21 protein-coding genes are annotated in these 22,129 nt (G+C 60.1%); 10 read left to right on the top strand and 11 right to left on the bottom strand.

What is annotated here, in order from left to right; translation table 11 throughout:
• Positions 1–24: 24 nt before the first annotated feature.
• Positions 25–366 carry a hypothetical protein gene (locus BM279_RS08710; protein ID WP_093502869.1) on the bottom strand — a complete coding sequence of 114 codons (342 nt, stop codon included), beginning with the start codon at positions 364–366 and terminating at the stop codon, positions 25–27.
• A gap of 414 nt (positions 367–780) precedes the next feature.
• Between BM279_RS08710 and BM279_RS08705 the strand changes: the two genes are divergently transcribed.
• Positions 781–1,005, top strand: a complete 225-nt coding sequence (locus BM279_RS08705) for a PLD nuclease N-terminal domain-containing protein (RefSeq protein WP_093502867.1) — start codon at positions 781–783, stop codon at positions 1,003–1,005.
• A gap of 80 nt (positions 1,006–1,085) precedes the next feature.
• Complete coding sequence (locus BM279_RS08700; RefSeq protein WP_167363123.1) at positions 1,086–1,361, top strand: DUF1652 domain-containing protein; 276 nt, start codon at positions 1,086–1,088, stop codon at positions 1,359–1,361.
• A 9-nt stretch (positions 1,362–1,370) separates the two neighbouring features.
• Here the strand turns inward: BM279_RS08700 and BM279_RS23360 are convergent, their stop codons facing one another.
• Entirely contained in the window at positions 1,371–1,808 is a 438-nt protein-coding gene (locus BM279_RS23360) for a hypothetical protein (protein ID WP_093502863.1), read from the bottom strand.
• Between the two features lie 206 nt (positions 1,809–2,014).
• Between BM279_RS23360 and BM279_RS08690 the strand changes: the two genes are divergently transcribed.
• Positions 2,015–2,233 (top strand): hypothetical protein, encoded by a 219-nt coding sequence (locus BM279_RS08690; RefSeq protein WP_093502861.1) that lies wholly within the window; start codon positions 2,015–2,017, stop codon positions 2,231–2,233.
• A gap of 116 nt (positions 2,234–2,349) precedes the next feature.
• Here BM279_RS08690 and BM279_RS08685 read toward each other — a convergent pair whose 3' ends face one another.
• The 4 genes from BM279_RS08685 to BM279_RS08670 form a co-directional block, all read right to left on the bottom strand.
• Positions 2,350–3,255, bottom strand: a complete 906-nt coding sequence (locus BM279_RS08685) for an SDR family oxidoreductase (protein ID WP_093502859.1) — start codon at positions 3,253–3,255, stop codon at positions 2,350–2,352.
• Between the two features lie 187 nt (positions 3,256–3,442).
• Positions 3,443–5,791 (bottom strand): FdhF/YdeP family oxidoreductase, encoded by a 2,349-nt coding sequence (locus tag BM279_RS08680; protein WP_093502857.1) that lies wholly within the window; start codon positions 5,789–5,791, stop codon positions 3,443–3,445.
• 195 nt (positions 5,792–5,986) lie between these two features.
• On the bottom strand, positions 5,987–6,346 hold the full coding sequence (locus BM279_RS08675) for a hypothetical protein (RefSeq protein WP_244154143.1): 360 nt from the start codon (positions 6,344–6,346) through the stop codon (positions 5,987–5,989).
• Positions 6,333–6,806 carry a hypothetical protein gene (locus BM279_RS08670; RefSeq protein WP_093502855.1) on the bottom strand — a complete coding sequence of 158 codons (474 nt, stop codon included), beginning with the start codon at positions 6,804–6,806 and terminating at the stop codon, positions 6,333–6,335. The genes BM279_RS08675 and BM279_RS08670 overlap by 14 nt, the downstream gene beginning before the upstream one ends.
• Before the next feature lie 185 nt (positions 6,807–6,991).
• Between BM279_RS08670 and BM279_RS08665 the strand changes: the two genes are divergently transcribed.
• The gene (locus BM279_RS08665; protein WP_093502853.1) at positions 6,992–7,546 is read left to right on the top strand and encodes a nucleotidyltransferase family protein; all 555 of its coding nucleotides are present in this window, start codon (positions 6,992–6,994) and stop codon (positions 7,544–7,546) included.
• A gap of 261 nt (positions 7,547–7,807) precedes the next feature.
• On the top strand, positions 7,808–9,598 hold the full coding sequence (locus tag BM279_RS08660; RefSeq protein ID WP_093502851.1) for an ABC transporter ATP-binding protein/permease: 1,791 nt from the start codon (positions 7,808–7,810) through the stop codon (positions 9,596–9,598).
• A gap of 335 nt (positions 9,599–9,933) precedes the next feature.
• Here BM279_RS08660 and hrpA read toward each other — a convergent pair whose 3' ends face one another.
• A complete protein-coding gene (hrpA, locus tag BM279_RS08655; RefSeq protein ID WP_093502849.1) occupies positions 9,934–13,965 on the bottom strand; it encodes an ATP-dependent RNA helicase HrpA in 4,032 nt (1,343 codons plus the stop codon).
• Between the two features lie 387 nt (positions 13,966–14,352).
• On the opposite strand from hrpA, the gene BM279_RS23115 reads away from it, so the two are divergent.
• The 3 genes from BM279_RS23115 to BM279_RS08645 are packed head-to-tail and all read left to right on the top strand — an operon-like array spanning position 14,353 to position 17,138.
• Entirely contained in the window at positions 14,353–15,240 is an 888-nt protein-coding gene (locus BM279_RS23115) for a sce7726 family protein (RefSeq protein WP_075935079.1), read from the top strand.
• On the top strand, positions 15,201–16,106 hold the full coding sequence (locus BM279_RS23110; protein WP_075935080.1) for a sce7725 family protein: 906 nt from the start codon (positions 15,201–15,203) through the stop codon (positions 16,104–16,106). Before BM279_RS23115 ends, BM279_RS23110 begins: the two co-directional genes overlap by 40 nt.
• A 3-nt stretch (positions 16,107–16,109) precedes the next feature.
• Complete coding sequence (locus BM279_RS08645; protein WP_167363122.1) at positions 16,110–17,138, top strand: RES family NAD+ phosphorylase; 1,029 nt, start codon at positions 16,110–16,112, stop codon at positions 17,136–17,138.
• A gap of 378 nt (positions 17,139–17,516) precedes the next feature.
• Here BM279_RS08645 and BM279_RS08635 read toward each other — a convergent pair whose 3' ends face one another.
• Positions 17,517–18,839, bottom strand: coding sequence for an APC family permease (locus BM279_RS08635; protein ID WP_093502847.1), 1,323 nt, complete (start codon positions 18,837–18,839; stop codon positions 17,517–17,519).
• 102 nt (positions 18,840–18,941) lie between these two features.
• Positions 18,942–19,757: a carbon-nitrogen hydrolase family protein gene (locus BM279_RS08630; protein ID WP_093502845.1), complete on the bottom strand. Its 816-nt coding sequence runs from the start codon at positions 19,755–19,757 to the stop codon at positions 18,942–18,944.
• Between the two features lie 139 nt (positions 19,758–19,896).
• Between BM279_RS08630 and BM279_RS08625 the strand changes: the two genes are divergently transcribed.
• Positions 19,897–20,679 (top strand): helix-turn-helix transcriptional regulator, encoded by a 783-nt coding sequence (locus BM279_RS08625; RefSeq protein ID WP_093502843.1) that lies wholly within the window; start codon positions 19,897–19,899, stop codon positions 20,677–20,679.
• Between the two features lie 24 nt (positions 20,680–20,703).
• On the opposite strand, the gene BM279_RS08620 is transcribed toward BM279_RS08625, so the two are convergent.
• Positions 20,704–20,922, bottom strand: a complete 219-nt coding sequence (locus BM279_RS08620) for a hypothetical protein (RefSeq protein ID WP_013790706.1) — start codon at positions 20,920–20,922, stop codon at positions 20,704–20,706.
• Positions 20,923–21,121: 199 nt separating this feature from the next.
• On the opposite strand from BM279_RS08620, the gene BM279_RS08615 reads away from it, so the two are divergent.
• A complete protein-coding gene (locus BM279_RS08615) occupies positions 21,122–21,343 on the top strand; it encodes a hypothetical protein (RefSeq protein ID WP_093502841.1) in 222 nt (73 codons plus the stop codon).
• 135 nt (positions 21,344–21,478) lie between these two features.
• On the opposite strand, the gene BM279_RS08610 is transcribed toward BM279_RS08615, so the two are convergent.
• A complete protein-coding gene (locus BM279_RS08610) occupies positions 21,479–21,961 on the bottom strand; it encodes an Lrp/AsnC family transcriptional regulator (protein WP_093502839.1) in 483 nt (160 codons plus the stop codon).
• Between the last annotated feature and the right edge of the window lie 168 nt (positions 21,962–22,129).

The raw sequence follows: 22,129 nt of genomic DNA, 5'->3' as shown, positions 1-22,129 counted from the left end.
GGCTTTTTTGTGGGTGCGCTGCACTCAATGCAGAGAGTCCAGGTTGCGGCGCGACCACATCATCTTCGCAGCAGTCGGGTTGACCGGGGCGCCAGTGAAGGTCGGCAGTTTGCGCGTTACCCATTGCGCGCCAGCGCCCTTCCAGTTCACTTCGCCACTGACCAGCTTGTGGTCCCGCAGGATTTCGCGCTCGAGCGCGCGAGCACCGTCCTCGGTGTCGATGGCCGCCTTGTCGACAGCCTTGAGAAAGATGGACTCACCCTCCCGACTGATGCTCAGCAGGTACATGCCATCCGGGCGCGGGGTAATGGAAACATTGTAATCCGGTAAAGCGATGCTCAGTTGGTCGAGCGCGGCAGTATTCATCGGTGATCCTTTTATTGGTCGGCAGACAGCTATTGATTAATGCACCTGAACGGGTGCATCACACATGCCAACTTTTCAATGTGACGAATACTCCGGTTTTATTGCCTATGGAGCCGCTTACGCTTGTGCAAGGTAATTGCATTTTGCATGAATCGCCTTTATTGCACGGGCATCATGCACGCCTAAAAAGCATTCACTGCGTTTTATATTAAAAGGCCAGCATGGCCGATCATCTTTTCACGCGAACTTAATGGTACCGGGATACTTCGTAATTGAACAGGGTAATTATTCCGGTGACAGGTCGAGGCGCTTTGTGCATGTAACGGCCTCAACACGGGTAAGACGCCCTCCAGCTTCCGTCTAACCTTGCGAACCCAATATCCATGGCTTCGCCGCAACCACAGGAGTTCCGCCATGGGCGATCCATCCCTACTATTCTGGCTCGGCGCCTTTGTCGTCATCGCTTTCGTCGACCTGGTCACCATCATGAATCTGTGGCGCAGTGAAAAGCGCTTCAATACCCGACTGATGTGGGCATTGATTATTCTGTTGCTGCCGGTCATTGGTTTGATCATCTGGGGGTTTATTGGCCCGCGTGGCATGCCCAAACCGCCGACTTCACCCGAGCAGAGCAAATAAAGCAGAACTATTGATTTGACAAGAAAGTCCGGACTGCCACTAATACCGGTAATAAAGGAGTAATACCGAGAGCAATAAATGTGGCAAAGCTTAAATTCCTGGACGCTGCAGCATTGCTGTACAACTATTTCCAGCCACTTGTTGTACAAGTGTCATTACAGTCGCCGACCAGTATGGTCGTGCATCTTTCAGAAAAGGACTCGGAAACCTCTCTCGAAGTACGCGATATCCCCTGCAGGACATCGCTGACTCCGACGGAAGTATTCGCCATCATCGAGCAGATCGAAGCACGCATTCGCTTGGACAAACCCGAGCTGTTCAATCGCCACTGCGTGAACAAGGCGCGCCTGCCATGACTGCAACACTTAGGCCTCGGGCTCGCGCTGACGATCCTGCTGGATGGCATCGAGCAGCACCACCAGCTCTGCCGCGGTGGGTACGGTGCGCCCACCCAGCTCATCCTTGACCGAACCCTGCACGCTCGTGGTCGCAAGCCCGAAACGGTTCAGCGCATTGGTCATCGCCTGGTCATCCAGGCCCTGCTGCTGAAGCAGCCGCATCAGGCTGTCCCACACATCGCGCAGGTCCGGCTGATGGTCTCGGCCGTCCGGCCACGGGTGGCCGACGCGTGGTTCGGGGTGCATTTCCGCCACGGTCACTTCGCCTTCGTAGGCACGTACCCAACCGCCTTTTTCGGCTACACGAGCATCGCGCGAGGCACGGTTCCAGGCGGCCTGCGCCAGTGCCGGCGAGGTGGTCGCACAGAGCAGTTCGTCATCGAGGTAAATCCGGAATTGGCCCATGTCGTTCTCCCATCGAGTGATTGTCGAGCGTCTCCGGATTCGATTCGGCCGATGCCCAGGGATTCAGCTTTTCTGCCGGCCGGAAGCCCCGAAATCCGTGGATTTGAAGCATCCGGATACAGACGGCGATTGTTCGAACTCGTCAGCCCTCAGGGCCTCGTAATTAACAAGGGGCTGACTCACAGCCCACAGCCAGGAGGAAACCCATGAGCCAGAAACCAATCGATTCGACGCCACCTAACAGCCCTGCCAAGGATGTGCAAGGCGAAGACGTCAACGTGGTGAAAAAGCAAACTCAGCGCCACGGTGAGAAGACCGAGGCGATGGATCGGGCCATTACCCCGACAACCATCAAGACCAAGGAGCAGGAAGCGGAAAAGATCAAACAGGCTTCTGAAGAAACGCGTCGCAAGCTCGAGCAATAAGCGTAAAAGATCAACCTCCAGATATCGCTCGGCGGCCGCAAGCTGCGGCGAATGGACCAGGCAACAATGTAATTTCGTAAACGGGCCCGCAGCGGGCGTACTGCGGGCCCCGGGCCTTACGGCAGCGGGTTGCCGCCGGTCACCCCAAAGGTTTCACCAGTGATGTAGCTCGATTCCTGAGACGCCAGCAGCACGTACAGCGGGGCACATTCGGCCGGTTGACCCGGGCGCTTCATTGGCACCTGAGAGCCGAAGGTGGGGATCTTCTCCTGGGGCTGGCCGTCGCTGGGCTGCAGCACGGTCCAGATTGGCCCCGGCGCGACCGCGTTGACGCGGATGCCCTGCTCGATCACCTGGCTCGACAGCGCCTTGGTGAAGGCGACGATGGCCGCCTTGGTGGACGCGTAATCGAGCAGCGTGCCGGATGGATCGTAGGACTGAATTGAGGCCGTGTTGATGATCGCCGCACCTGGCGGCATATGCGCCACTGCCGCCTTGCACAGCCAGAACATGGCGTAGACGTTGGTCTTGAAGGTGTGGTCGAACTGCTCGGTGGTAATCTCGGAAATATGCTTCTGGGTGATCTGCTTGCCGGCCACGTTGACCAGAATGTCCAGGCCGCCGAGCGCCTCGACTGCGTCTCGCACCAGGGATACGCAGAAGACTTCGTCCTTCAGGTCGCCGGGAATCGCCACCGCACGCCGGCCCTCTGCCTCGATCAGCTTGATGACTTCCTGGGCATCCGGCTCTTCCTCGGGTAGGTAATTGAGCACGATGTCCGCACCTTCACGGGCGTAGGCGATGGCAGCCGCACGGCCAATACCGGAATCGGCGCCGGTGATCAGTGCCTTGCGCCCGGCCAAGCGACCGAAGCCGATATAGCTTTCTTCGCCGTGGTCGGGCTCGGGCTTCATCTTGGCATCGAGGCCTGGCTCGGGCTGATGCTGCGCGGGGAACTCGGGCTGCGGATACTGGGTCAGCGGGTTCTGCATGGCGAATTGGTTGGAGGTATTGCGGGTCATCGGATTCTCCTGTGCTTGGATTCACGGTTGCCGCCACGTCTGAAGCGCAATCGCCGCAGGCGAAAATCGCCTGCGTTCCAAGTTGGGAGAAAAGCCCGCCGCTTGAAGTTCAAGCCTTCCGAGCAGCGGGCATGAGCCGCTCTAGCACGGCCGTTTCGCTTGTCCCACAGCGAAACGACTGGTTCGATCAGCGCTGGGCGGCGATCAGCCTCGGCCGCACATCGCCAGGCGCCACCGCGGTGCTTGGGCTCAGGGTCACGGGAATGGACTTGGCCGCCGGCACCTTGCTGCGTTCGGCGTGGTGCCAGAGCGGCACCAGTGGATTGCACTCCGGGTAATAGGCAGCGCAGCAGCCCTGGGGGATGTCATAGGCAAGAATCTGCAGCGGCCCGACCTGGCGCTCCACCTCCGGCTCCACGGCAGTGGTCACATCCACCCAGTCGCCGCCGGCCAGGCCAAGGCGAACGATATCGTCGGTGTTCATGAAGATCACCGATCGGGTGCCATGCACGCCACGAAAGCGGTCGTCGTAGCCATAGACGGTGGTGTTGAACTGGTCATTGCTGCGGATCGTCATCAGCTGCAACACGTCGCGTCGGCCATAAGCTTCGCTCACGTCATTATCGACAACGAGCTGCTGCGGCACCGCGAACTGCGCCTTGCCGCTCTCGGTCGCCCACTTGCGCTGCGCGGCGGCCAGCGGTCGATGGAAGCCGCCGGGCTCCCACATGCGCACCTCGAAATCGTGGAAGATCTCGGGGTAGATCGTGGCGATAGCCTTGCGCACCAGCCCGTAATCACGGCGCCAGGCGTCCCAGTCGATGCCGATCTCGGCGCCTAGCGTGGCGCGGGCCAGCCCGGCGATGATGGCCGGCTCCGAGCGCAAATGCTCGCTGGCCGGCTCGCTCTTGCCGCTCCAGGCATGGATGCAGCCGGTGCTGTCCTCGGTGCTGTGGCTCTGCTCGACGCCGTCCTGACGGTCGATCTCGATGCGCCCCAGGCACGGCAGCAGCCAGGCCTGCTCGCCCGGCAGCAGGTGCGAGTGGTTGAGCTTGGTGGCCACCTGCACGTTGAGCGCCAGGCGCTGCCAGGCCGGCTCGATCTGCCCGGTATCCGGCACCGCGCGCAGGAAGTTGCCGCCCAGGCTGACGAAACCGCGCACCCGACCATCGAGCATGGCATTGCAGGCATCGACGGTGTTCAGGCCCATGCGCTCGGGCACCTTGAAATTGAAGTGCCGCTCGATCAGCTCGCCCGGCACCTTGGCCGGGTCTTCGGTGATGCCGACGGTACGCTGCCCCTGTACGTTGGAGTGGCCACGCACCGGGCAGATGCCGGCGCCCGGCTTGCCGATATTGCCGCGCAGAAGCAGCAGGTTCACCAGCATCTGCACGTTCTGCACACCCTGGCGGTGCTGGGTCAGGCCCATGCCGTAGACGATCATCACTCGCTGCGACTGCGCGTAGACCAGCGCCGTGGCCTCCATGGCCGCGCGCTTGAGGCCGGTGATGGCCTCGATCTGCGCCCACCCTTGGTCCCGTACATAGGCGATGAATTCATCGGCGCCGCTGGTGTGCTCGGCGATAAAGGCCATGTCCAGCACACCGGGCTCGCCACGCTGCCGGGCCGCGTCATGCAGATCGAGCAGCGCCTTGGCGACGCCGACGATGGCCGCGGTGTCGCCGCCGATGGCGACCTGGTGATACTGGGTGCTGATCTGCGTCGAGTTCGGGCCGAGCATCTCCAACGGCGACTGCGGGTTCACGAACTCCTGCAGGCCACGCTCCTTGAGCGGGTTGAAGGTGATGATCGGCACATCGCGCTGTCGTGCTTCCTGCAACTGGTGCAGCATGCGCGGCGCATTGCTGCCGACGTTCTGGCCGAAGAACAGCAGGCAGTCGGTGTGCGCAAAATCGTTCAGGGTCACCGTGCCGACCGGCACGCCGATGCTCTCCTGCAGACCCACCGATGTGCTTTCGTGGCACATGTTGGAGCTGTCCGGCAGATTGTTGGTGCCGTAGGCGCGGGCCAGTAGCTGGTACATGAACGACGCTTCCAGCGAGGCACGGCCGGAGGCGTAGAACACCACCTCGTCGGGCTGCAAGGCGCGCAGGCCCACGCCGATTTCCTGGTAGGCAGCTTCCCAACTGGTTTCCTCATAGCGGTCGGTGCCCGGGTTGTAGCGCATGGGATGAGTCAGGCGCCCGTGCTGCTCCAGCGCATGGGCCGACCAGCTGCGTAACTCGCTAACGCTGTGCTCGGCGAAGAACGCCGGGCTGGTGCGCTTGGCCGTCAACTCCCACGCCGTAGCCTTGGCGCCGTTCTCGCAGAATTCCATCGGGCGAGTGTCGCCCGGTTTGGCCCAGGCGCAACTCACACAGGAAAAACCGTCGGGCTTGTTCTGCCTCAGGAGCGCCGCGCCGATCTTCACCACCGCCTGTTCGCGCAGCAGGATACCCGCCACCGACTTGGCCGACCCCCAGCCCCCGGACGCGTCTGTGTAAGGTCGATAACGGGTCTTCGGATCAGTCAGCATGTCCCTCTCCTGCGCATGGCTCGTTCAGGTACGACGAAACCGTTTCGCGAAAGGTTCGGGTTAACGGCCCTGCGGTCTGGCGGGCGATTGATGAGCGGGTGTGTCGGGTGCAGGGAAGCGCTATGGTAGGCTGGCTGCTTGGCGCGAGCTCATTCGCGAAAGCCTCTGTCGCCATTCACGAACGAACTCACAGGTTTAGACGTTCGGACTTAATGGGAATGCGGCAATGCCGAACATAGCCACCAGCAAGATCAGAAGGGCCAGATTGATCAAAATACGTCGTCCTTTGCTGATCCCGATGAACTCTTTGGCGATACCTCCTAAAAACAGGGCCGCTACTGCCAAGAACGCCGGCATCGACACCATCCATTCAGCGATTTGACTGTTCATCAGCAGCTCACTATCTGGATAAAGCCCCTCACTGATGGCCATGTATTGGGGCCTTGCATCAACAAGCCCCCAATACGCCGCCACGGTAATCAGCTGAAGCACCAGCAATATCAGGTTGCAGAAGGTCTGCAGCCGGCGAAAACCTCTCACTTCACGGCTGTGCACAGAGCGCGCTCCCGTTCTGAGTCTTGCCCATCATGTCCTTGATCACACCGCGAATTTTAGTGTCTGCCAGTTGCCCACCTTTGGATTCGACCTTGATCCGGCTGAGCGAGAAGGTAGATTCATTGCTCGCATCATAAATGGTGAAATTCACATCAACGGTACCGCTGAATGCCAGCGTCCCCTTTAACTCGACTTCACCTAGCTTGCCAACCAGCGAAGAGCGGCTGCACAGCCAAGCGTGCTTGATGGTATCGATCTTCATCCAGGCCGTTTCGATATGGCCGGCGATCAGCGTACCGCTGTTGCCACCTATTTCAGGACCGGAGGCAATGCCAAAGGTCTGCGGCTGATCGCTGCTAGAACGCCTTAGCTGAATGTAAACACCGCTAAACAGGCTGAAACCAATGCTGGTTTTGGGTAACGCTGCGCCAATACCGCTGGCCAGTATCTTCATCTCCATCACATGCTCCTTATGTGTGTTCGGGTCGGTGGTTTAGTCGCTGAACAAGCATGACGTCACAGCAACAAATCCACCGTGAGTGACCGCGCACAAAGGAAATAAATCCCAAGTGCCTGCAGAGGATTCGCACGAGGAGTCAGACGACCTACTACGGTCTTAATCTCGATGCTTGATACGATCCGCCCATGAGCCACTTACCTACCCTGGTTGCCCTGCTGAACGCCGATAAGTATCGCAGGCGAATACTGCAGCAGGTCCGAGCCCTGCATCTGCCTGACTGCTGGGTGGCAGCAGGCTTCGTCCGCAGCGCCGTCTGGGATCACCGGCACGGTCGAGCCAGCTCTTCTCTGCCATCCGATATCGACGTGATCTGGTTCGACCGCGGCAATGCCTCGCCGGAGCGAGATAGCGAATTGAAAGCCCAGCTGCAGAATGTTGATAAAGGGCTCGACTGGTCAGTGAAGAACCAGGCACGCATGCACCTGCGCAACGGCGACCGGCCTTATGAATCGGCGACGGATGCAATGCGTTACTGGCCCGAAACTGCCACGGCAGTCGCGGTGCGGCTAAACGCTGATGATGAATTGGAGGTTGCTGCGCCCTTTGGCCTGAACGACCTTTTCGATCTTGTCGTACGCCCAGCCGGAAGATTTCGAGACAAGAAAAGACATCTGTTTCTTAAGCGGCTACAGAACAAAGATTGGCTAGCGAAATGGCCTGGCCTGAAAGTACTCGACTAATCCCGCAGGGTGAATCACGCTTCACCGATCCATCATGGCGGATGTAAACAGCGACATCCGCCCTACAGGCTGCGGGGTCACTTTCACGGCGCACACGAGCGCAACCTGAACGGCCGCCATCAGTCCTGCAAAAAAACAAGGCAGCCAGAAACCAACGCAGCGAAAACAAGTCTCCAGTAGGCGTGTCACCCACGCTTGTAGTCTCGGCAGCCGGCCCTCCGGCACTCCCTTCCTGTCGAAGCATCGCGGACCCTAGATCTTATGGATTGGCACCAAGCTCTTAGCGACAGCCTGATCTGGCTGGCCATCGCCTCGCTGTGCACCTTTATCGGCTTCACCCTCACCGCCACCGCCCTTATCCGCTTCACCCGCTGGGGCCGACAATTCTGGCAGATCACCGGGCCCTATCTCAGCCCGCGCAACAGTTGGCGGCCGCTGCTGACCTTCGCACTGCTCCTGCTACTGGCGCTGTTCGCGGTGCGCATGGATGTGCTGTTTTCGTTCTGGTACAACGGCTTCTACAGCGCCCTGCAGGGGCTGGATCAGCAGGCGTTCTGGTTTCTGCTGGGCGTCTTCGCCATCCTCGCCAGCATCCATGTCGCGCGTGCGCTGTTCGACTTCTACGTGAGCCAGTCCTTGAGCATCCATTGGCGTACCTGGCTCAACGGGCGCCTGACCGACGACTGGCTCAAGGGCGATGCCTACTACAGGGGCCAGTTCCTCGCGCAGCCGGTCGACAACCCCGACCAGCGCATCGAGCTGGACATCGCCGCCTTCGTTTCCAGCTCGCTCAAGCTCTCGCTCGGCGCGGTCAGCGCGCTGGTGTCGCTGGTGGCCTTCAGCGCCATCCTCTGGGGGCTGTCCGCACCGCTGAGCGTGGCCGGCGTGGAGATTCCACGGGCGATGGTATTCGCCGTGTATCTCTACGTGATCATCGCCACGCTGATCGCCTTCCGCCTCGGCCGCCCCTTGATCCGCCTTAATTTCCTCAACGAACAGCGCTCGGCCAACTTCCGCTACGCTCTGGTGCGTCTGCGCGAATACGCCGAAAACGTCGCCTTCTACCAGGGCCGCGACGTGGAGCGGCGTACCCTGCTGGGCCGCTTCGGCGCACTGGTGGAAAACCTCTGGGCGCTGGTCTACCGAAGCCTGAAGTTCGACGGCTTCAACCTCGGCGTCAGCCAGGTGGCGGTGGTGTTCCCCTTCATCCTCCAGGCGCCGCGCTTCTTCAGCGGCGCCATCAAGCTCGGCGACGTGATGCAGACCGCGCAGGCATTCGGCCAGGTACAGGACTCGCTGTCGTTTTTCCGCAGTAGCTACGACACCTTCGCCCAGTACCGCGCCACCCTCGACCGCCTGAGCGGCCTGCTCGACGCCAACCAGCAGGCCCGCGAGCTGCCGCAGGTAACCACCAATTCCCAGGCCAGCGGCCTGAAAGTGAATGACCTACACCTGCAGCGCCCGGACGGCCAGTTGCTGGTCGCGGGCCTCAAACTTGATCTACACGCCGGCCAGGCCCTGCTGGTACGGGGCCCTTCAGGCTGCGGCAAAACCACCCTGCTGCGCGCCATCGCCGGGCTGTGGCCCTACGCAGACGGGCAGGTGGCAAGGCCCACCGGGCACCAGGCGCTGTTCCTCGCCCAACGCCCTTACTTGCCGCTGGGCGACCTGCGCAGCGCACTGGCTTACCCAACCGAACCGGGCGACGACCGCGAGCGTATGCAACGGGTGCTGGAACAGGTGTGCCTGCCGCACCTGGCAACTCGCCTGGACGAGCCCGGTGACTGGAGCCGCGTCCTGTCCCTGGGTGAACAGCAACGCCTGGCCTTCGCCCGCCTGCTCTACAACCGCCCGGCGGTGGCCTTCCTCGACGAATCCAGCTCGGCCATGGACGAAGGCCTGGAGCAGGCGCTCTACACCCTGCTGCGCCGCGAGCTGCCCGACACCCTGTTGATCAGCGTCGGCCACCGCAACACCCTCGCCGCCTTCCACAACCAGCAGCTCGACCTGGACGGCAAAGGCGGCTGGCAAACGAGCGACCGCGAAGGCTGATCGAAAGCAAAGCGCCATAGCCTTTTGGGCTATGGCGCCAAGCATCATTTCGCGACCCAAGTTCCGAAAGCCCGTCAGGCGTAGGGTGGATCTCGCTTAACCGATCCACCATGGCGGATGTAAAAAGCGACATCCGCCCTACGGGCTGAGACCTCGCGCGCCTATATCATGGGACACCTTACCCTTGTGGGAACGGGCCATACCCGTGATCTCGCGCGCATGGCGCGCTCCCACAAATGCCAAAGCAGAACCGCTCCGTAGCCTGGGTTGAGCGCAACGATTCCCAGGGCGATTCCCGGGTGTCGCTACGCTCGACTCGGGCTACGAGATACCCCTCAGCCTTCCACCTGGCTCCACTGCTTGCTCAAGCGCTTGTCCGATACCGCTATCTTGGTGCCCAACTGCTGGGCCCAGAGAGAGACACGGTATTCCTCGAGCATCCAGCGGTACAGGGTCAGGTTGGGGTCGCGCTTGCCTTCCTGCAGGTGCTTGCCCAAGCGCGCCTGGTACTGCTCCCAATAGCCGGCCAGCTCGCCGCTCCATACGCGGTCGCGCTGCAGTTGCGCGGCGATCTTGTCGAAGCGTTGTTCGATGGCCTTGAGGTAGCGCGGCAGTTCCTTGAGCCATTCGGCCGGGGTTTCGCGTACGAAGCCGGGATACACGAGGTTGCCCAGCTGCGCCTTGATGTCGTTGAGCGCCACGGCCTGGGCCAGGTCGATCTTGCCCTTGAAGCGCTTCTGCAGGCCGTGCCACAGCTTGAGGATTTCCAGGGTCAGGCGGGCCAGCTTTTCGGCGTGCTCGGTCCAGGCGCCGCGCTTCTTCTCGGCCAGGGCGGCCAGGGCGGCGCCGTCGCGGGGCAGCGGCTGTTCACCGTCGAGGATGCAGCTGTCCAGGCTGGCCAGCAGAATGTCCTCGACCAGCGCCTCGACGCGGCCCAGCTCGCGGTGCAGCAGGCCCAGCTCGGTCAGCCCCGGCAACTTGCCACGCAGGAATTTGGCCGGCTCGGCCAGTTGTTGCAGCAGCAGGCGCTGCAAGGCGCGACGATGCTGGAACTCGGCCTCGGCCTGGGTCGGGAAACGCCCTTCCTTGACCACGCCACCGTCCTCGACCAGCGCCGGGAACACGGTCATGGATAGCCCGGCCACCTTCTGCTGGGTCTTCTCGGCAACTTGGGCAAAGCCCTTGGCTTCCACCGGCTTCTGCACCTTGTCGGCCTGCGGGATGGCCAGCGCGGCCTGGCTGGCCTCGGCGAAGCGGGCGGTCAGCTCGGCCAGGTCGCGTCCTTCGCCGAGCAGCTTGCCATGGGTGTCGACCACTTCGATGTTCATCTTCAGGTGGTCTTCGAGCTGGCGGGTAGCCTCGACCCATGCCTCGGCGTCGATCCGCGCGCCAGTCATGCGCTGCAGCTCGCGGCCCAGGCTTTCCGGCAGGCTGCCCTGGCCGAAGGTGAGCTTGCTCAGGGCCGCGCCGACGAAATCCGGCACCGGCACGAAGTTCTTGCGCAGCGCCTTGGGCAGGCCTCGCACCAGATCGATGGCCTTGGCTTCGATCAGCCCCGGCACCAGCCATTCCAGACGCTCGCCCGGCAGTTGTGGCAACAGCGGCGCCGGCACACGCAGGGTGACGCCGTCACGGGGGTGGTTGGGCTCGAAATGATAGGTGAGCGGCAATTGCAGCTCGCCGATATGCAGGGTGTCCGGATACTGCGCGGCGGTGACTTCCAGGGCCTCGCGGGCCAACACGTCCTCCTCGCGCATCAGCAGCAGTTGCGGGTCCTTGGCGCTCTCGCGCTTGTACCAGCTCTCGAAGGTGGCGGCCTGATAGATGTCCTCTGGAATCCGCGCCTCGTAGTAGGCGAACAGGGTTTCCTCGTCGGCAAGAATGTCGCGGCGGCGCGCCTTGGCTTCCAGCTCGTCGAGCTTTTCCAGCAGTTGGCGGTTGGCGTTCAGGCACTTGGCGCGGCTGTTGATTTCACTGCGCACCAGGCCTTCGCGGATGAACAGCTCGCGCGAAGCCTGCGGGTCGATGGGCCCGTAATGCACCGGGCGGCGTCCCACCACGATCAAGCCGTACAGGGTGACCTGCTCGTAGGCCACCACCTGGCCGCGCTTCTTCTCCCAGTGGGGCTCGAAGTGGTTCTTCTTGATCAGGTGGCCGGCCAGGGGCTCGATCCAGTCCGGCTCGATCTTGGCGACCTGGCGGGCGAACAGCTTGGTGGTTTCGACCAGCTCGGCGGCCATGATCCAGTTGGGTTTCTTGCGACCGATCACCGACGACGGATGCACCCAGAAGCGCCGCTGCCGCGCCCCCTGGTAATCGCCCTCCTCGGTCTTCTGGCCGATCTGGCTGAGCAGGCCGCTGAGGATCGCCTTGTGCACTGCGGCATAGCTCTTGGCGCGCTGCGCCGCCTCGCTGGCCTCGGCCTGCTCGCGCAGGATCACGTTGACCTTGGTATCGGTGGTCGCCTGCACCGGCTTCGCCGCGGGCTTGCCGCCCTCGGCGGTTTGCGCCGCGGCCCTGGCGGGCGCCAGTTGCAGATCCTTGGCGAGCAGCACCAGTTGGCGGTGAGCATCGCGCCATTCGCGCAAGCGCATGTAGTTGAGGAAGTTCTTCTTGCACCAGGTGCGCAGCGGATTGCTGCCCAGTTCCTGGCGTTTTTCCTCGAAGCCGCGCCACAGGTTGATCAGCGCGGCGAAATCCGAATCCACGTCCTTCCACTGCGCGTGGGCCTGGTCGGCGGCCTGCTGGCGATCCATCGGCCGCTCACGCGGATCCTGCACGGACAGCGCACTGGCGACGATCAGCAACTCCTGCAGGCTGCCGAGCTTGGCCGCTTCGAGCACCATGCGGCCCAGGCGCGGGTCGATGGGCAAGCGCGCCAGCTGGCGGCCCAGGGGCGTCAACTGGCTCTCGCGGTTGACCGCCGAGAGTTCCTGCAAGAGGTTGAAACCGTCGCTGATGGCCTTGCCATCCGGCGGCTCGATAAAGGGGAAATCCTCGATGCTGCCCAGGCGCAGATGGAGCATCTGCAGGATTACCGCCGCCAGGTTGGTGCGCAGGATTTCCGGATCGGTGAAGGTCGGCCGGCCGAGGAAATCCTCCTCGCTGTACAGCCGCACGCAGATGCCCGGCTCGACTCGCCCGCAACGACCCTTGCGCTGGTTGGCGCTGGCCTGGGAAATCGCCTCGATGGGCAAACGCTGCACCTTGGCGCGGTAGCTGTAGCGGCTGATGCGCGCAGTGCCGCTGTCGATCACGTAGCGAATGCCCGGCACCGTCAGCGAGGTTTCCGCCACGTTGGTGGCCAGCACGATCTTGCGCCCGGCCATGGGCGCGAAAATCTTCTGCTGCTCGGCGGGCGTGAGCCGCGCATACAGCGGCAGCACTTCGGTAAAGCGCAGGTTGGCCTTGCGCAGCACCTCGGCAGCCTCACGAATCTCGCGCTCGCCGGGCAGGAAGATCAGCACATCGCCGGGGCGCTGACCGACGCTTTTCTCGTGGGCGGCGATCTCATCCAGTGCAGCGAGAATGCCTTGGTCGACGGTCAGGTCGTCGAGCAGGCTTTCGCCCTCCTCGTCCACCTCAGCGGCCAGCGGGCGATACCAGGTTTCCACCGGGTAGGTGCGCCCGGAGACTTCGACGATGGGCGCATCCGGCCGCCCATCACCACCGAAGTGCTTGGCGAAACGCTCCAGGTCGATGGTTGCCGAGGTGATGATCACCTTGAGGTCGGGGCGGCGCGGCAGCAGGGTTTTCAGGTAGCCGAGCAGGAAGTCGATGTTGAGGCTGCGTTCGTGGGCCTCGTCGACGATGATGGTGTCGTACTTTTCCAGGTAGCGGTCGTGCTGGGTTTCGGCGAGCAGGATGCCGTCGGTCATCAGTTTGATCAGCGTGCTGTCCTTGCTCTGATCCTCGAAGCGCACCTGGTAGCCGACCAGCTCACCGAGCGGCGTACCGATCTCCTCGGCCACCCGCGTGGCCACGCTGCGCGCCGCCAAACGCCGCGGTTGGGTGTGACCGATCAGGCCATGCTGACCGCGGCCGATCTCCAGGCAGATTTTCGGCAACTGAGTGGTCTTGCCCGAACCGGTTTCGCCGGCGATCACCACCACCTGGCTCTTCTCCAATGCTGCCTTGATCTCGTCGCGCTTGGCGGCAATCGGCAAGGCGTCGTCATAACGCATCACCGGCACACTCAAGCGCCGCGCCTCGACCTTGGCGCACGACGCCTGAAAACGCTCCAGCCACTGCGCCTGCTTGGCCTCGTCAGGCTTTTTCTGCAGCTCGTGCAACTGCCGGCGCAGACGATGGCGGTCGGCGATCAGGGCGTGGTCGAGGTTCTTCTGCAGGGCGGCGAGGTCAGTCATCTGGATCGAGGCAATCAGGGCAAAGGCGGGATTGTCGCAGATTACAGTGTAGGGCGGGCAGGCTATGCCGCAGCGGAGGGCGTGAAGGGGGGAGACAGATTTCAGCCAGAAGCGGACATTTAGACTGACTGATTTTGTGACGTTTAAGCAAGAGCTGGGTACTCTTTGCCGGGTATCACTTCAGATACCGCGCTCCTGCCCATCATGGTGCAACGGCTGGTATATTCCGTTTCAGGGAAAGCTGCCTGCATCAGAGATGCAGCGCGCTTAGCGGCTGGCGTCCTGATTTGCTTTGTCTCCGACTCGACTTAAACGGATATAGAGCGGACTCGGAGACGATGAAAATGGTCGTAGACTGCAGAAATAACAGTACGTGAGGCTAATAGATTGTTAACCACAAGGGATGCAGCAAGACTATTCTCAAGCAAGCGCATTGCTGAGATTGCATCTGGAGATTTTTCTTATCTATTGGACATTGCGGCACTCTATCAAAATTCGCTTGAAGAAAACTTCACAGCAGCCGAAGTTATTGATCACGCATACTCCGAACTTTCAAGAAACTATAGGGGCGAGTATTTTTACAAAAACACAGTCGCTGAAAGACTGTTGCTTGGACGACATTCAGTTAACACTGCCACAGTTCTACCGGAGTTCAGAGTTGGACGTAGCAAGGCTGATTGCGTGATATTGAACGGCACTTCTACTTGTTACGAAATAAAGTCAGACTTCGATAACTTGGACAGATTACCAGAGCAACTTTCATTTTATCGCAAGATTTTTGACAAAACATATGTTGTCGTAGGCAAAGCCCATTTAAACAAGGTGCAAGGGCTTTGCCGTAATGACATTGGCATTATCGAGCTTACCCCTAAGAAAAGCCTGCGCATAACTCGAGAAGCAGAGGTCTCCAAAGACCCAGTTGACATCTCAATTCTAATGCGATCTTTACGGGTAAGTGAGTACAAGGAAATTGCCTCCACCGTTTCCAAATCGAACATCGACTACTCTAACACTGAAATTTTTTCTGCCTGTGAAGAAATACTTAAAAACTCCCCACCCGAGGATGTTCGAAAAGCATTTTGCTCTACTTTAAAAAAGAGCAGAAAAGTCGAGGGGGCGTATGTGCTTTCACTTCCTCGCTCGTTATTAATGGCAGGAATAGGATTCAAGCTGCGAGCTAATCAAAAGCGCGACCTTGTAGAAAACCTAAACAAAACATTCAGTAAGGATGCTCTATGTACTACCCAATTTTACGAGGTAAGCAATTTGAACTAATTGCTCTCAGAGAGCTGGCTGGGCACATTCAGCCTGACGTTATTCGCCCTGTGATTGAGCCTGTGAGAGGCAACCTGGCCCCCATAATCAAGACGTTAGAAGCACTATCCGAATCGGGGATAGTTCCTTTGGTGATAATGAACCCGGCCATAGGTGATTTTGCCAAGAGTTCTGATGGGTTGTCTGAGCTTACTAAAATCACCGCCAATTTCACTCCCTGCATAAAAGTAAGAGGCACTGATGACTTATCATTACTAGCTAAGCTTGAACTTTCCTTGTCTAATAGCGCAATCTTTATAGAGGGTGGAATAGACAAGGCGCTAGTTGACCGATTGCAAGAGGCAAGCTGTATCCTCGTGAACAAGGACAAAGTTCACTCAGGTGCAATATCACGCTTAAATAATGTTGTGCTTTTTGGTGATTTCTTTGAAAAGAAGATCCGAAATGCCGACTATAAAGAAAAATCCTTTTATTCTTCCCTTCACACTGAATGGAGGACTTATAAAAATGCTATAGGATTTGGCGACTATACCATCCTGAGTGAAGAGTACAGCGAGGCCGGTGGTCCGGCTTATGTGGTCACCATCCACCTAAGCTATGTTGATGGTGATGAATTTGATGCAATGTACGTTCGGCACTTTTCGTCTTTCAATGACGATTCGCCTGCAAACCCAGGGGGGAAATTTAAGTCGGCGCTTGATAAAGTCCATGAATACATAAATAAAAATCCAGGGATTTTCGTTAGAACAACAGGACTCAATGAGCTATTAAATCTTCATGGAAATCCATTTCCCGGATTAGGGCAAGTGAAGAAATACTCAATGAAGCATCACATTGAAACCACCTGCGAATTTGTTCGGAGGTGAATGATGCCTAGATGCTGCGTTCGATGCTTTCAAGACTCCGTAATTGTAGCAAAGATCATTTCTGAAGGAGAGATTAGTCGCTGTAGTTATTGCGGAACCAATCAGGTTTCCTGTATAGATCCGAGAGCCTTAACCGATAAGCTTGAGCTGTTTACTTACGGCTTATATGCAGATAAAGATGGCCATCCATTTCCTGAAATCCTGGAACTTTACGGACTTTTTAGCGCGCAAGTCCGAAAACCATTAGAGTTAATCGTCGATATATTTGGAGAAGGTGCCGCCGATCGGCGATTTCAGTTTGAATTCAATATCGCCACATACATGGATCAGTGGGAAGAGTTCAAGCTTGAGCTTAAACATAAAAATCGCTTCTTTCCAAAGGCAACCATTCACTCATCCCTGTTCAGCAGGTCAACTACCGACGGCACAGAAGCCGTTCTATTTCAACTTCTGGAGCAGCTAAAAACCCCTGTAAATGAGAGGGAGAGCTTCTTTAGAGCAAGAATATCGGAAGTCCCGCTGGATGCTAACCAAATGGGCTGCCCCCCTCGCGAGCGAGTTACAGGAGGCAGGGCGAACCCACTTGGAATTCCTTACCTTTATGTTGCGGATGATCTACTAACCTGCATTAGCGAGGTAAGGCCTAGCAACTCAAGCTGTGTATATGTCTCTGAGATCACTCCAGTCCGGGAGCTCTCTGTTTTAGATCTAACCTCGCCACGAAAACTGTGTTCCGCCTCTGCTTTTGGGGAAGAGCAATTATACGCTGCATTAGGATTTCTTGGACTTCTTGAGCTGTTCTCCGAAGAACTATCCAAGCCTATTCGGCCGGAAAATGGAAATTTAGACTATATTCCTACTCAGTTCCTTTGCGAATTTATCAAGAGCGAAGCAAAGTTCGATGGAATTATTTTCAATAGTTCATTCGGAGGTGGGAAAAATTTCGTGTTCTTTGATGGTGACAATTTAACCCCTGCGATGCCGAAGAAGTATGTAGTTCACAGAACGTTTCATGAGTATGAGCCTGGATGAAAAGGCTCATTTTCTTCAAGCACGGAGCAAGGAAGAGGCAGATGTCCCCATACACCAATAAGTCAGATTTGGGCCGATAGCAGCCACTTCCACGCCTTGCCCTCTCCCCTCACCCTGCAATGTGGCCGACAAGTGCTCGTTGCAAGCAGCAGTCGAGTGTCGGGCGGTGTCGCTGGCCAAGCTGTTGCGGCGAATGCCAGAGTCGGAGCTGACCAATAGCGCCAGTACGCTGCTGAGCGAATTGATCCTGCTCTACCACCTGGCTATTGCCCTGGCAGCCGGGAGGGTCCCGCAGATGTCCGGAAAGCGCGATTTGCCCGACGCTGGTTGTGCACGCTCTACGAGCCGCCTGCCAGGGCGGCTCGCACCACCTGGTTTCTACTCGGCTTCGAACTGCAGCTGCGGTGGTTGACGGCGGAAGCCGCCGGTCAGCCAGGTCAGGTAGAGGCCGCCGAGTACCAGCCAGGCGCAGCCGAGCATGATCGCCAGGCGGTCGAGGCTGGCCATCAGCCACAGCGTGGCCAGCAGGCCGATCAGTGGGCAGAGCACACAGAGCAATAGTTGCAGCGGGCCGCGCGCCTGGGGTTGGCGGGCGAAGTGGACGATCACCGAGAGGTTGACCAGGCAGAACGCCAGGAAGGCGCCGAAGTTGATGAACGAGGTCGAGGTGGTCACGTCCAGTTTCAGGGCCAGCAGCGCCACCACGGCGCACACCAGGATAGCGCCCACCGGCGTGCCGAAACGCGGGCTCAGGGTGCCGAGCAGCGCGCGCGGCAGCACGCCGTCGCGGCCCATGGCGAACATCAGCCGCGAGGCACTGGCTTGGGCCGACAGCCCGGAGGTGAACTGGCCGACGATCAGGCCGATCAGGAACACCGACACGAACAGGTCGCCGCCGATATTGCGGGCGATTTCGTAGGCTGCCGAGTCGCTGCTCTGGAACACCACCGAAGGATGAGCCAGTTGCACGAAATAGGCGGTGGCCACGAAGATCAACCCGCCGATCAGGGTGATCAGCAGGATCGCCCGCGGGATGGTGCGCTCCGGGTCGTGGGTTTCTTCGGTCAGGGTGCTGACCGCATCGAAGCCCAGGAATGAATAGCAGGCGACCGCTGCACCGGCCATCACCAGGTTCAGGTTCATGCCCTCACCGAAGAACGGTTGCAGCGACCATAGCGGCTTGCTGGCATCGCCCAGCACGTAGTGCACGCACAGCGCCACGAAGGCCAGCAGCACCAGGAACTGCACCAGCATCAGCACACCGTTGATGCCTTTGGCCAGGCGCAGCCCCACCACGTTGATCGCGCTGGTGACCACGATGAAGGTCAGCACCCACAGCGCCTGGGGCAATTGCGGGAACGCCGAATGCAGGTAGGCCGCACCGATCAGCCAGATGGCCATGGGCAGGAACAGGTAGTCGAGCAGCACCGCCCAGCCGGCGATGAAGCCCAGGTGATCGCTGATGCTGCGGCGCACGTAGCTGTAGGCCGATCCGGCGACCGGGAACAACCGGGCCATGCGTGCATAGCTGAGCGCGGTGAAGAACATCGCCACCGAGGCGGCCACGTAGGCGGCCGGCACGGCGCCGCGGGTGATCTCGGCGAGAATGCCGAAGGTGCCGAGCACGATGATCGGCGTCATGTAGGCGATGCCGAACAGCACCACCGCGCCCAGGGAAAGGGATCGTTGCAGACGAGCCATTACTTGCTACTCCAGTTTTATACGTTGTTATGGCAGAGCCGAAGTCGGCAAAAGCACGCGGCGGGGCCGCAGCGGGCGCTTCTGTGGCGCCCGGCAGGTCAATCAGGGAATCAGCAGTTCACGCAGGCCGTTGGCATGGTCGGCACGCGTGCCTGGCAGCGGCATGCGCCGTTCTTCCAGGTAGCGGTAATCGCGGCGCGCCTCGGCCAGGCGCTGGAAGTCCAGCACGATGCTCTGCCGGCACGGCTCGCGGCCGGCTTCCAGCAGCAGGCTGCCGTTGGGGTCGACCACCGCGCTGCCGCCGGCGAACACCAGGCCGCCGTCGCCCTCGCCCACGCGGTTGCTCATCACCGCGTAGGCCTGGTTCTCCATGGCCCGCGCCATGATCGCGGTGCGGTGCGTCGGCCCGTAGGGGTCCATGTTGCCGTTGGTGACGATCAGCAGTTCAGCGCCCAGCTCGCCCAGGGCTCGGGCGCTCTCCGGGAACTCGATGTCGAAGCACACCAGCATGCCGACCCGCACGCCGTCGAGCAGCGCCGTGGCGTAGCGATCACCCGGGGTGAACACGCCACGGTCGGACGCCCACAGATGGGTCTTGCGGTAGCTGAGCAGCAGGTTCTGCCCGTCCAGCAGCACCGTGGTGTTGTAGAAGGTGCCGCCGTCGTTCTCGGCGAAGCCGATGGCCACTGCCAGTCCGCGTGCGGCGGCGGCCTGGCCAATGGCGGTCAGGCTGGGGCCATCCAGCGGCTCGGCCAGCGCGGCGATATTGTCTGCGGTCGGGAAACCGGTCAGGTAGGTTTCCGGGAACACCAGCAGGCGCGTACCTGCCTGGCACGAGGCGATGGCCTCCAGGGCCTGGGCGAGGTTGTGGGCCGTGTCACCGTCACGTCCGGTGAGCTGAGCGAGTTCGACTTGCATGACGGGGCTCCGTTCTTGTTGTTGCATCACGCGGGGGGCGCACACAGAATGCCGACACCCATCCGCCGGGGTTCGAGTATGGAGGCTGAGCCACCCAGGCGAAATCACGCACGCGGGGTAACCCCACAGGGGTAGACAGATGACCATGACCTTGCACGACATCGCCTTCCACCGCAGCGTGGCCGAGCTCATCGAGGCGCTGCACAGCCCGCCGTTCTGGCGCACCCTGGCCCGCACCCTGGCGCAATACGTGCACCACGACAGCTGGGTGGCGCTGATCTTCAGCGAGGGGCGCCCCCAGGTACTGGCCGAGAGCCCCGGCAACGACGGCGCGCCGGATCTGCTGTTCCAGGACTACCTGCACGGTCTCTACCTGCTCGACCCCTTCTACATCGCCAGCCGCGAAAGCACGCGTGAAGGCCTGGTGCGCCTGAGTGAGGTCGCGCCGGAGTGCTTCGAGCAGACGGACTACTACCAGCGTTACTTCAGCCTCAACGTGGTCGCCGACGAGGTGCAGTTCAACGTTGCCCTGCCCGGCGCGCGCACCCTGTGCCTGTCCCTGGGCTCACGGCAACGCTTCCTGCCGGAGCAGATCGCCCTGCTCTCGCTGCTGCAACCCTGGGTGGCGGCGCTGATGCGCCAGCGCCTGGGCTTCGAGCCCGAACCGAGCGAGCCCGCCGCCGCACCACCGTGGCAGGAGCGTCTGGAGCAGATGGCCCATCAGGTGGAAACGGCGCTGACCGGCCGCGAACTGGAGGTGGTGCGCCTGATGCTCGCCGGCCATTCCAGCAAGGAGGTGGCCCGCAAGCTGGCCATCTCCTCGGAGACCGTGAAGGTGCACCGCAAGCACGTCTACAGCAAGCTGGGGATCAAGTCGCAGTCGGAGTTGTTCGCCCTGTTCCTGCAGGCTCAGCGAGGCTGACCCGGCTCAGCCTGCAGGCGGCGATCAATGAGGATGCAGCGCACTGCCCGGCTGGCTGCTGCCCGGCACCACCACCATCAGGCAGGCCGGCAGTTTGCTGCGCAGGCGCTCTGGCGTTTCGATGGCGAAAGCGACCCGCCAGTGGCTGCCCTCGCGAATGGAATCGAGCCGATAGCTACCCACCTCCTCTTCCGAGAGGCCCAGGTAGTCAGCGAGTTGGCGATTGGTTGGTTTGGCGCTCATGGATAACCCTTTCCGTGGATTTTCGACAGGCACACTAAGGCTGAGAGTCGCCACTGTTTCGCGGCGTTGGCTTCAGCGTGGTTGATGACTGGGCAAAGCGCAAAATAAATCGGAACCATTTGTGAAGTGCCCACCTCGGAGCTAGATCGCCTTCACAATTTTTTCTGTGCCTGCAGCCAATTTCACGGAAGACATAACAATGAATCTGAGCGAACACCCTGTCCGAGACATTGCCGCTGATATTCTCAAATGCCTGCCCGTCGGCATGGCTCCGCGCCTCGAAGCCCTGGTGGCGGCACAAAACTCGACTGTCACCGACGAGATCATCCGCGCTATCGAAGCGCACCTGTGCAAGCAGTCAAAGGCCAACATCCTTGCCATCGCCCGCGAAGCCGACGTGCTGGGCCATAGCGAAGCCTGAAGCATGCGAGGGTCATCGACCGGGCACTCCGCTGTACGCCTTCAGCAAAGCGTAAGGACGGCCGTCGCAAACTGGCTGGGCGGACCGTCAGCCAGGTTCGACGAGCAAGCCGGTCCCGTCTTCCACCAGACCGCTCTAGATACTCAGGATTTCGCCAGCCGGCAGCCGATTGGTGGTCTTCATTTCTCGCAATGAGAGGTTGGAGCGAATGCTGCTGACCCCTGGCAACGCCCTCAGTACTTTCTCGACGAAACGGCTGTAGCTGTCCAGATCGCGCGCCACCACCTGAAGCAGGAAGTCGGCCTCGCCAGTGGTGTTGTGGCAACTGAGTACCTGCGGTGCGCAAGCGATGATGCTTTCAAACCGGGCAGTGGCCTCTTCGCTGTGATCGGTGCAGGAAATCTGTACGAAAGCCATGACGCCCAGCCCCAACTTTTTTCGGTTGAGAATGGCCTGGTACCCCTCGATAACCCCACATTCCTCCAGGCGCTTCTGCCTGCGCCAACACGATGCTTCACTAAGGGCGACTTGCTGCGAGAGCTTCACGTTCGACAACCTGCCATCGCGCTGTAGTCGGTCACAGATTGCAATATCCACCTTATCAACGGCGCCATGCATGGCAGCTTCCTTCATATAAAGACTATCGATGAAGGATCATTTCACGCGCAGTGAGCTGTCAATCCCATTCTGAAAGGTAATTTCAAGGCGTTTATTCATAATGACTGCAAAGCCCAAGCCCTCGAGATGCAGCGCGGCAGATTGGCCGTACCGGTCAGCGCGCCGCTG

The organism is Phytopseudomonas straminea, assembly GCF_900112645.1.
In the GTDB taxonomy this organism is placed as follows: Bacteria; Pseudomonadota; Gammaproteobacteria; order Pseudomonadales; family Pseudomonadaceae; genus Aquipseudomonas; species Aquipseudomonas straminea.
Note: the sequence above shows the minus strand (reverse complement) of the source record. Positions and strands in the feature narration are given on the sequence as shown.

What these genes read in the sequence shown, in the direction of transcription:
- BM279_RS08660 (WP_093502851.1), top strand. Translation starts at nt 7,808, where the DNA reads ATGGATTGGCACCAAGCTCTTAGCGACAGCCTGATCTGGCTGGCCATC.
- BM279_RS08625 (WP_093502843.1), top strand. Translation starts at nt 19,897, where the DNA reads ATGACCATGACCTTGCACGACATCGCCTTCCACCGCAGCGTGGCCGAG.
- BM279_RS08630 (WP_093502845.1), bottom strand. Translation starts at nt 19,757, where the DNA reads ATGCAAGTCGAACTCGCTCAGCTCACCGGACGTGACGGTGACACGGCC.
- BM279_RS08665 (WP_093502853.1), top strand. Translation starts at nt 6,992, where the DNA reads ATGAGCCACTTACCTACCCTGGTTGCCCTGCTGAACGCCGATAAGTAT.
- BM279_RS08615 (WP_093502841.1), top strand. Translation starts at nt 21,122, where the DNA reads ATGAATCTGAGCGAACACCCTGTCCGAGACATTGCCGCTGATATTCTC.
- BM279_RS08690 (WP_093502861.1), top strand. Translation starts at nt 2,015, where the DNA reads ATGAGCCAGAAACCAATCGATTCGACGCCACCTAACAGCCCTGCCAAG.
- BM279_RS08670 (WP_093502855.1), bottom strand. Translation starts at nt 6,806, where the DNA reads ATGGAGATGAAGATACTGGCCAGCGGTATTGGCGCAGCGTTACCCAAA.
- BM279_RS08645 (WP_167363122.1), top strand. Translation starts at nt 16,110, where the DNA reads ATGCCTAGATGCTGCGTTCGATGCTTTCAAGACTCCGTAATTGTAGCA.
- BM279_RS08705 (WP_093502867.1), top strand. Translation starts at nt 781, where the DNA reads ATGGGCGATCCATCCCTACTATTCTGGCTCGGCGCCTTTGTCGTCATC.
- BM279_RS08620 (WP_013790706.1), bottom strand. Translation starts at nt 20,922, where the DNA reads ATGAGCGCCAAACCAACCAATCGCCAACTCGCTGACTACCTGGGCCTC.
- BM279_RS08610 (WP_093502839.1), bottom strand. Translation starts at nt 21,961, where the DNA reads ATGCATGGCGCCGTTGATAAGGTGGATATTGCAATCTGTGACCGACTA.
- BM279_RS23110 (WP_075935080.1), top strand. Translation starts at nt 15,201, where the DNA reads ATGTACTACCCAATTTTACGAGGTAAGCAATTTGAACTAATTGCTCTC.
- BM279_RS08635 (WP_093502847.1), bottom strand. Translation starts at nt 18,839, where the DNA reads ATGGCTCGTCTGCAACGATCCCTTTCCCTGGGCGCGGTGGTGCTGTTC.
- BM279_RS08685 (WP_093502859.1), bottom strand. Translation starts at nt 3,255, where the DNA reads ATGACCCGCAATACCTCCAACCAATTCGCCATGCAGAACCCGCTGACC.
- BM279_RS08710 (WP_093502869.1), bottom strand. Translation starts at nt 366, where the DNA reads ATGAATACTGCCGCGCTCGACCAACTGAGCATCGCTTTACCGGATTAC.
- BM279_RS08680 (WP_093502857.1), bottom strand. Translation starts at nt 5,791, where the DNA reads ATGCTGACTGATCCGAAGACCCGTTATCGACCTTACACAGACGCGTCC.
- BM279_RS23360 (WP_093502863.1), bottom strand. Translation starts at nt 1,808, where the DNA reads ATGGGCCAATTCCGGATTTACCTCGATGACGAACTGCTCTGTGCGACC.
- hrpA (WP_093502849.1), bottom strand. Translation starts at nt 13,965, where the DNA reads ATGACTGACCTCGCCGCCCTGCAGAAGAACCTCGACCACGCCCTGATC.